Annotated in this window: 4 protein-coding genes; 2 read left to right on the plus strand and 2 right to left on the minus strand. The window is 43.4% G+C overall.

Annotation, left to right across the window (positions count from 1 at the left end; genetic code table 11):
* Window positions 1-591 precede the first annotated feature (591 nt).
* Window positions 592-4,674 (plus strand): 5'-nucleotidase C-terminal domain-containing protein, encoded by a 4,083-nt coding sequence (locus A8F94_RS22610; protein WP_066206071.1) that lies wholly within the window; start codon window positions 592-594, stop codon window positions 4,672-4,674.
* A gap of 581 nt (window positions 4,675-5,255) precedes the next feature.
* Here A8F94_RS22610 and A8F94_RS22615 read toward each other — a convergent pair.
* Window positions 5,256-6,773 carry an ATP-binding protein gene (locus A8F94_RS22615; protein WP_066206073.1) on the minus strand — a complete coding sequence of 506 codons (1,518 nt, stop codon included), beginning with the start codon at window positions 6,771-6,773 and terminating at the stop codon, window positions 5,256-5,258.
* 291 nt (window positions 6,774-7,064) lie between these two features.
* On the minus strand, window positions 7,065-8,177 hold the full coding sequence (locus A8F94_RS22620) for a C40 family peptidase (RefSeq protein ID WP_066206075.1): 1,113 nt from the start codon (window positions 8,175-8,177) through the stop codon (window positions 7,065-7,067).
* A gap of 416 nt (window positions 8,178-8,593) precedes the next feature.
* Between A8F94_RS22620 and A8F94_RS22625 the strand changes: the two genes are divergently transcribed.
* A complete protein-coding gene (locus A8F94_RS22625) occupies window positions 8,594-9,817 on the plus strand; it encodes an N-acetylmuramoyl-L-alanine amidase (RefSeq protein ID WP_066206077.1) in 1,224 nt (407 codons plus the stop codon).
* Window positions 9,818-9,903: the final 86 nt, after the last annotated feature.

The raw sequence follows: 9,903 nt of genomic DNA on the forward strand, positions 1-9,903 counted from the left end.
AAACATTCAATTTTATAGGCAACTCGATCCGTTATTTTTTAAAACGGTTGCTGAGTACCTTCAATAAAAATTGTTTCTCTTCCCCAGTAAGCATTCTCCAGTTTTTAACTTGAATTTTCATGAAAGTTCACTCCCCGTTTTTATTTATTGACGGAAACAGGCTGATAATGCGCTGTTTTTGAACCATTGCTATCTATTGTCTTTCTATGTATAACTATAGCGCTGCCAGAGGCGAAATTGAATAGCTAACCGTTCAACAAATACTGACGGCAACCACCTAATTCAGTGTGTTAATTCATAATTATGGAAATAATTTAGTTCTGTTTACCTAGATATGCAATGAAAAAGGAGGAGATTTGCCAAAGATAGTCGAATAAAAGTCGGAATATTTCCTCTAAAACGTGAATAACGGCCTATGTGCGTGTTTTTAACATTCAGATAAAATGAGGAGTGCAGTGTAAAATTTCCTCGAAAGGAGTGCGTGCCATCGCTTGGCCTTGTCATTCACACTTGCAAAAAACGACTGCAAACCGAAAGCCACTGAACGCTTTAAGTAAATAAATTGCTAAATATCTAAGGAGGCAATAGGATTTGAAGGCTATTAGAAGGCAATTATTCGTCCTAACTACAATTCTCGCATTGCTAGCAGGAACAATCCTGCCATATGCGGGCAAAGCAAGTGCAGAGGAAAATTATATAACCGTTTCACAAGCAATTGCGAACAATAGCGGCACAGCGACAGTAAAGGGGTATATTGTAGCATTTACAAAAGGAACCCGAAGTTACGATTTTGATGCACCATTTGATGGAGATACAAATATAGCAATTGCAGATTCTCCAACTGAAAGAGATCCTGCAAAAATACTGCCAGTTCAGCTACCATCCGGTGACTTTCGGACGAAATTTAATGTGAAGACAAATGAAGGAAATATCGGGAAAGAAATCCTGGTCACTGGCACCTTAGCTGCTTATTTCTCAGTTCCAGGATTAAGGAGCCCTACTGCAATGAGCTTCGTAGGGGAAAATCCATCAGACCCTGGGCAACCCCCAGCCGAAGGCCCGAAAATCCATGAAATTCAGGGAAACTCTCATACATCTCCTTTTAAAGACCAAAATGTAACAGGAGTCAGGGGTATTGTTACTCATGTTCAAGATGCAAGCAACTTCTACATGCAATCGGTTACACCTGACAGTGACAGCAATACGTCTGAAGGGATTCTTGTTTATAAGCCAACTCATAACGTAAAAGTCGGTGACCTTGTAGCGGTAAACGGCCTTGTGAAGGAATGGGTACTGGACGGTTATGCTGAAAAGCTACAGACCGATCTGGCAATGACCGAAATCAACGCACAGAACGGTGCAATTTGGGTAATTGGAAACAACCAGCCTCTGCCACAGCCAGTCGTCATCGGCAAGGATGTAATCCCTCCGACAGAAGTTGTTGATAACGACAGGTTTGGAACATTTGACCCACAAGAAGATGGAATTGATTTTTACGAAAGCCTCGAAAGCATGAGGGTTTCAATCGAAAATCCTACTGCAACAGCTCCGCAAAAATACGGTGAAATTCCTGTTATTGCCGGTAAGGTTGAAGGCAAGCCTTATACGATAGCCGGTGGCACGATTATCACTGAAGAAAACTCCAACCCTGAACGGATGCATATCCTGATGGGTGACCGGAATTTTGTTAACAAGACTGGCGACCGTTTGAACGGAACGGTAACAGGCGTTGTCAGCTATGGCTTCACCAACTACAAAATCCTGACAAACAAATCGGATTTACCTCCATTGGTTGAGGGAACTGCCGCGCGTGAATCAACTACTATTACAAAAGAAGAGGACAAGCTGACTGTCGCAACCTACAACATGGAAAACTACCATGCTGGTGAAACAGCTAAGACTCAAAAGCTTGCTGAAACTTTTGTAAACAACCTAAAAACACCTGACATCATTGGCCTTGTCGAAGTACAGGACAACAATGGCGAAAAGAATGATGGAACAGTTGATGCTTCGAAAAACTATGAAGCGCTGATTAATGCAATAGCAGCCCTTGGCGGCCCAACTTATAAATGGACGGATATTGCACCTGAAAACCTTAGGGACGGGGGTGCACCTGGAGGAAACATCCGAGTCGGTTACCTTTATAACCCTGAGCGCGTCCAGCTGGCAGAAGGTGCTCCAAAAGGTACTGCGACACAAGCGGTTTCCTATGAAAATGGCTCGCTTACATTGAACCCCGGCCGGATTGACCCGACAAATACAGCGTTCAATTCAAGCCGTAAGCCGCTGGCAGCTGAATTTGTCTTTAACGGCGAAGAAGTGATTGTTATTGCGAATCACTTCAACTCAAAAGGCGGAGACGAGCCGATTTTCGGTAAAAATCAGCCGCCGGTACTTGGCAGTGAGGCACAGCGTCTTGAAATTGCGAAAATCGTAAACAACTTTGTTTCCGATGTTCAAACAAAGAACCCTGATGCGAATGTTGTAGTCCTAGGCGACCTGAATGACTTTGAATTCTCTGCACCTCTTGAAACATTAAAAGGCGATGACCTGACAAACCTGATTGAAAGTGTACCAAAGCCGGAGCGGTATACGTACAACTACCAGGGGAATGCACAGGTGCTTGATCACCTGCTGGTGTCAAACCGCTTGGTAGGCTCAGCAGAATTGGATATCGTTCACCTGAATTCCGATTTCACAGAAGCGCATGGTAGGGTCAGCGATCACGATCCGCTGGTTGCCCTAATCGATTTGACTCCAGATCCGAAGCCGATTGATTTGACACTTATGCATGTAAACGACAGCCATGCAAACGTTGAAAAATATCCAAAACTTTTCACCGCTGTAAACCAAGTCCGCGCGGAAGACCCTGATGCCTTGCTGGTTGATGCAGGCGATGTGTTCTCTGGAACGCTTTACTTCAATAAATATCTTGGCAAAGCAGATTTATGGTTTATGAATCAGCTGGGTTACGATGCTATGACATTCGGAAACCATGAGTTTGATAAGGATTCAAATGTACTGGCCGATTTTATCAAGGACATGCAGTTCCCAATGGTCAGCTCTAATGTCAACGTAACAGGCGATGACGTGCTGAACCAGCTATTCAAGGATGAAATTTCCTCCTCACCGGAAGGCGGAAACATCTATCCTGCAATTGTGAAGGAAATTGATGGGGAAAAGGTAGGGATTTTCGGGCTGACTACTCCTGATACGACATTCCTTGCCAGCCCATCTGACGACATTATCTTTGAAGATGCCGTTGGATCAGCACAGGAAACCGTTGCTGCCCTTGAGGAGGAAGGCATCAACAAAATTATCGTTCTTTCACATCTTGGTTACGGTCCAGATCAGGACCTTGCTAAAGCAGTTGACGGAATTGACGTCATCGTCGGCGGCCATACCCATACGAAATTAACACAGCCTGTCCTGGTTGAAAAAGAAGAGCCAACTGTAATTGTTCAGGCAAATGAATATTTGAACTTCCTAGGAGTCCTGAATGTTTCATTTGATGAAGAGGGCGTTGTAACACAATCCACTGGCGAACTTCGCGATGTGGCAGTATTCACTCCTGATGCAGCTGCTCAGGCAAAGGTTAATGAGTTCAAAGCTCCACTTGAAGAACTGAAGCAAACCGTTGTTGGCTACACCAATGTTCCTCTTGACGGCGAACGCGGCAATGTAAGGACTAAAGAAACAAACCTTGGCAACATGATCACAGATGCAATGCTTGAAAAAGCAAAGTCGATTGATCCTAAAACATCAATTGCACTGCAAAATGGCGGCGGCATTCGTGCTTCGATTGATCAGGGAGACATTACCCTTGGTGAATTGCTGACTGTTCAGCCATTCGCTAACCTGCTTGTTACACTTGATTTGACAGGTAAAGAGATTTGGGACGCCCTCGAGCATTCCGTTGCGAAGGTAGAATCAGGTGCTGGCCAGTTCCTTCAGGTATCCGGGCTGCAATTTAAATATGACCCGTCAAAGCCTGCCTATGACCGTGTTTGGTCAGTGGAAGTGAAAACAGCCAATGGCTATGAGCCTATTAATCTTGACAATACCTATACCGTTGCAACCAATGCGTTTACGGCCGATGGCGGAGACGGCTTCACTATGTTCAAAGCTGCAAAGAACGAAGGGCGCATTAACGAGCTGTTGATTACTGACTATGAAATCACAGCTGAATATGTAACAAAGCTCAGCCCAATTTCACCTGCTGTTGAGGGCAGGATCGTTACTGGATCCGAGCCTGTCATTGTAACAGGCTGGGTGGAAGAAGGCGGCCTCTGGTACTACTTCAACGAGAAGGGTGAGAAGGTAACCGGCTGGCTTGAGCTTGACGGCAATGTATATTATCTCGACCCTGTCAATAATGGTGCCCGCGTAACCGGCTGGAAGGCCATTGACGGAGCTGTCTATTATTTCAATCAGGATGGGGTAATGCAGACCGGCCTTGTCACGATTGATGGAAAGACGTACCTCTTCAATGATGAGGGGATTCAGCAGAGAGACAAGTGGGAGAGCTATGATGGCTGGTGGTACAAGCTCGACAAAAATGGAGTGGTTACCAAAAAACAAAAGTATGCCCCTCCAGGCCAGATTGGCAATACACCTGGCAAAGGCGGGAATAACCCTGGGCAATCCGGAGAAACGCCTGGCAAAGGAAAGTAACATATCTTCATAGAAAGATAGAAACAAAGAATCACCCTGCTGCCTACTGAAGGTGCAGGGTGATTTTTTATATAGATGCTCACTATTTGTTTAATCTTACTAGCGATTTCTTGTTTTATTGCTGACTGCCTGTAGAATGAACTGTTTTTCCCATGTGGCTAATCGCTTCCAGCTGCCTGCTTTTATTTTCATTCCTTGTCACCCCTCTGTGTGAATGTCTGTTGTTTTAATGGAACTGGCGGTTTCATGACATTTCTTCCTTTTACTAGTTGTTTACCGTCTTTTTTATGAAAATAAACAAAGAACCGTTCCTCAAAAATAGACGGAAAAGGACAGGGGAAGCCGAGTATGGACAAGGATAAGGTGTAAGGTGGACAATAAAATGGCGAATCTGGAAAGAGTGATAGAGAATTTGCCGAAACGTTTTTAAAAAGGCCTTCCTATGTACATGATTTCAAACCATGTACATAGGAAGGCCTATAAAGTGATTCTATAAGGTACTACGCTAGAAAAACTTCGTCTAAAGTTATAATTCCCTATTATGCTGACGGAAAACAAGAACCGTCCCTCTTTGATCAGGTTTATATTATGCGCGGGAAGGTAAGTTTGAAGGTGGAGCCTGTATATGGGCCATCACTGAAAACATCTATTTTTCCTTTATGGTCCTGAATGATTTTATATGTCACCATCAGCCCAAGGCCGTTTCCCGTTGATTTTGTTGTGAAAAACGGCTCGCCAAGCTTTTTCAACTGCTCCTCCGTCATACCAATTCCGGTATCCTTAATAGTTACAGATACTTCTGTGGCGAGGTTGCTCAGGGTAACGTAGACGAAACCGCCGTTTGGAATTGCTTCAATTGCATTTTTAAGGATATTGAGGAATACCTGCTTCAGCTGGTTTTTTTCCCCTGATAGGATGGCTTGTTCCTCGGGAAAATCCGTAATAATCAGGACATTTCTAAGCAGGGCTTCTGGTTCAAGGAACTTTGCGGCGTTCTGCAGGATTTCGGCCAAATCGCACTGTGTATAATCGGCAACATGTGGCCTGGCAAAAATCATGAAGTCACTGACAATTGAATTAATCCTGTCGATTTCTTCAAGAATGGTACTTGTGAAGACCGTTTCTTCGGTTGTTTCTGTCAGCAATTGGACAAATCCTTTTATTGTTGTAAGCGGATTGCGGATCTCATGGGCAAAACCCGCAGCAAGCTCGCCTACCATCGATAGTTTTTCAGCTTTTTGCAGTGTTTCCTCGGTTCGTTTCTTTTCGGTTATATCGTATTGAATGGAAATGTGCTTGTATTTCTTTCCGTTTTTATCCATGAAAGGGATGATGGTTGTGTCCGTCCAATAGGTTGTACCGTCCTTGGCGCTGTTCAGTATTTCCCCATTCCAAACCTTGCCTTCGCTTAAGTCCTTCCATACATCCTCAAAATAGCTTTTCGGATGATAGCCGGAATTAAGGATAAAGGGAGTCCGGCCAATCAGTTCCTCTTTTGAGTATTTAGAAACCTCACAGAACCGCTGATTGACATAGAGATAGCGATCATGTTCATCCATTACCGCAAATATTGTAGCTTCATTAAGAGCCCTCTTAAGTTCTGCCAATTCCTTCAAGGTCATTCGCAAATCCTCTGTAGATTCGTCAAGGGCATATTTTGTAGTGAAAAGAATGTCATTGTAATGGCTTATCACTGAATATAGGACTGCATTCAGCAGGGGATCCAGAACTTTAATGGCCTCGATAAGCTGGTAAGCATCAAGTTTCTCCTCCTTTAGTTCACGCTCCATCAACGCGATGATAGCAGAACGGGATTTGTAAACGAGGCTAATGCATGAATCGAGCGAACCCGCAATCCCGACTGAACGCTGGCCCATTAGGTTCGCAAAAGAGATTAAATCGTTCTTGATGGTAGGGTTATGTGTTGAAAGATAGTCTCCCAGCAGGTAGAAAAGGTATTTTTGCATGTAGTGGGGGTCGTCTATATGGTGGTACAGCAAGCTATATTTATTGCCGGTTCCCGGGGTATCCAAATAATCGGCAAGTTCACCGCTAAGTTTCTTTATTTTGAAACCCAGTTCGTACAGTTGGCCATTCATAGTACACCTCCCTTGACCTATCTTTTAACCGTATTATTTAATCTATTATTACTAGTATAATAAATAATAGTATAAAATTTCCAATATAAAAGGGGAAATTAGTAGGATTATATAAATAAATTTAGAAAAGAGGGAAATATTCTTTTTTCAATCGCTAAAAAGTGACATAAACAAACTGGCAATATTGAAAAATGGTGAGGTTTCCTTAAATTTCGTTCTCCTTCAGGCTTCTATAAAGTCAAATAAATGATAAAAACAGGCATCCGAAGCCGGTATGCCTGTTTACTATTTTTAATAGAATCGTTTAAAGCTCGAGAAATGTTTTTTGTAATAGGAATCGTTCAGGCTTGTAATCGTGACTCCTTTATCGGAGGCATGGATGAACTGGTTGTCTCCTATGTAGATACCCATATGGGAAATGCCCTTTTTATATGTATTCTCAAAGAATACCAGGTCACCTGCTTCAGGTTTGTCTACATAATAAGAGCGATCGTAAAAGCCCTGGGATGAGTGCCTGTTAAGGTTGTTCCCTGATTCTTTAAATACAAAATAAATAAATCCGCTGCAATCAAAGCCTTTTGGGGTTGAACCGCCCCATGCATAAGGAGTGCCCATTAATCCTTTCGCCAGAGAAATTAAGTTATCATTCTTTACGGCGTTAGCGGGCTCTGCTGTTTGTGTCTCCTTAGAAGCTGGAACCTTTACTACCTGGCCAACCCGGATAAAATCAGAAGTAAGATTATTTAGTGCCTTAAGTTCGGAAACTGTTGTATTGAAGTTCATGCTGATCCTGCCCAGAGTGTCACCGCTTTTAATTGTGTAGGATGCATAGTCTTTATCGGCAGCTTCGGTTGGCGGTGAAGCTGGATTTGCCGGCTGCGGCTTTTGTGAAGCGGGAGCAGGGGCAGGGGCAGGGGCAGATACTGGCACTACTTGTACTGGACTTGGCGTTGGCGTTACCGTTACTGGGGCCGATTCGGAAACAGGGGCCGAAACCATCAGCTTTTGTGCTATATAAATCAAATCGGATTTAAGGCTGTTCCATTTTTTTAGGTTTGCCACAGTTGTTTTATTCTTAAGTGCAATCCCGCTTAATGTATCCCCTTTTACGACCGTATGGGATGCGGAAGCAGTTAAAGTTGCAGCTGGTGTTTCTATAGGGACTGTAACCAGATTGATAGACGCAGTGGGAATGGACAGCTTTTGATTAATAAAAATGAGGTCAGATTGTAAGCCATTTGCAGTTTTTAAATCCTTAACAGTGGTTTTGTATGTAAGGGAAATTTTTGATAGAGTATCACCCTTTTTGACAATATACTCCGTTCCAGATGCAGAGGCCTGTGCAGAATACGCGGCAGACAAAATGGCAACTGTTGCACATGCAGCGACAACTTTACCTTTCATTGGACTGAAATCACCTCTTTGGTAGTTTAGTAGTAAGAATATATTACCACAAAAGTAGATTAAAGGGTGCAAAATCCCAAATTTTGTTGGAATATTTAGTCGAAAAGAAACGATTGAGGATAACCTTCAACAAAGATAGCCTGCCGACTGCTTGTCAAAAAGGGCGTTGGCGCATAAGGAGGTTTCGAAACACATTTTTACTTAAAGTTAAGCTTATTAAGTAGGAAACAATGGAAGGTTTGTCCCCCTTGTTGAAAAATGCTGCATTTCAGTAATGCCGTATTGTGTTTTTTGGTTACCAAGTTTTACCTGTAGCGTGAAACGGGACTTTTTTACCTCTTTTCCATTCCATTTTTGGTTTATAGTGGATATGCACTTACAAAAACATACAAGAAAAGACAAAAGGTGGGAAATGAGTGAAAGCTGCATCATCGTTGGGGAAAGTTGTCGTCTGCTTCTTAGTCTTATTTTCATTCGTTCTGTCACTGGACAATACAAAAGCCGACGCTGCCTATTCATTTCAGGCAAAGGTAACGGCTATTTCTCTTAATGTACGTTCGGGTGTGGGAACCTCTTACTCGATCGTAGGAAAGCTTCCGACCGGCACACTGGTGACTGTCCTATCGGAAAAAAGCGGCTGGTCAAATATTACTTCTGGAACAGTGAAAGGCTGGGTTTCATCCCAATACTTGTCCCCTGTTACCTGGAGCGGCTATGTTACTGCGAATAGCCTGAATGTCCGCAATGCGGCAAGCACGACAGGAACAGTTCTTGGCTCAATTCCGAGTGGTACTGCGGTGACGGTACATGGAACAGATGGAAGCTGGCTAAAGGTTTCTGTTCCTTCCAAATCATTGAATGGGTGGGTATCATCCTCCTTTATTTCCAAAACCGCCGTAACCCCTGTAAATCCAAAACTTGTTTTGAAATCCGCAACAAGCATGAGGAAAGGCCCTGGCACAACCTACGCGATTGTGTCTTCAGAAACAGCGGGAACCTATTTTGACAAACTTGCGGTGAAGGATGGCTGGACGCAAGTGAAGAAATCAAATGGAACGACAGGCTGGATATTATCGACGGTGCTTCGGGATCCGGCGACAGTCCTGAAGGGAAAGGTCATCGTTGTTGATGCCGGCCATGGCGGGTATGACAGCGGGGCAGTCGGAGCCATTTATTATGAGAAGATGCTTACGTTAAAATCAGCCCTTCAGGTTGGGCCACTCCTTCAAAAGTCAGGGGCAAAGGTCATTTATACACGCTCAACAGATACGTATTTAACACTTGCCAAGAGAGTCAGTATTTCAAACCTCAATCTTGCCCATGCGTTTTTGAGCATTCACTATAATGCTTTTTCAAAAACAAGTGCTGGAATTGAAACGTACTATTATAATAGTTCAAAGGATAAAGCTTTGGCTTCATCAATCCAGAATTCGGTTATCGCCCAGACAAAGATGAAAAACCTTGGCACAAAGTATGGGAACTATCACGTCCTGCGTGAGAACAAACGCCCGGCAGCACTCCTGGAGCTTGGCTATATTTCCAACCCTTACGAGGAAAAAACGGTTGCCACTTCTGCATTCCAACAGAAAGCAGCCCAGGGGATACATGATGGATTGTTTAATTATTTTTTGAATAGGTAAAGGGATTTTTAGAAAGCCTTGTTGCTAAGGCTTTCTCAGATTGTCGACAAAAGGGGTTCGGAATGGTCTCATTCCGAACCCCTTTT

It is taken from the genome of Bacillus sp. FJAT-27225 (assembly GCF_001685025.1).
Taxonomy (GTDB): domain Bacteria; phylum Bacillota; class Bacilli; order Bacillales; family Cytobacillaceae; genus Bacillus_D.

What these genes read in the sequence shown, in the direction of transcription:
- A8F94_RS22615 (WP_066206073.1), bottom strand. Translation starts at nt 6,773, where the DNA reads ATGAATGGCCAACTGTACGAACTGGGTTTCAAAATAAAGAAACTTAGC.
- A8F94_RS22620 (WP_066206075.1), bottom strand. Translation starts at nt 8,177, where the DNA reads ATGAAAGGTAAAGTTGTCGCTGCATGTGCAACAGTTGCCATTTTGTCT.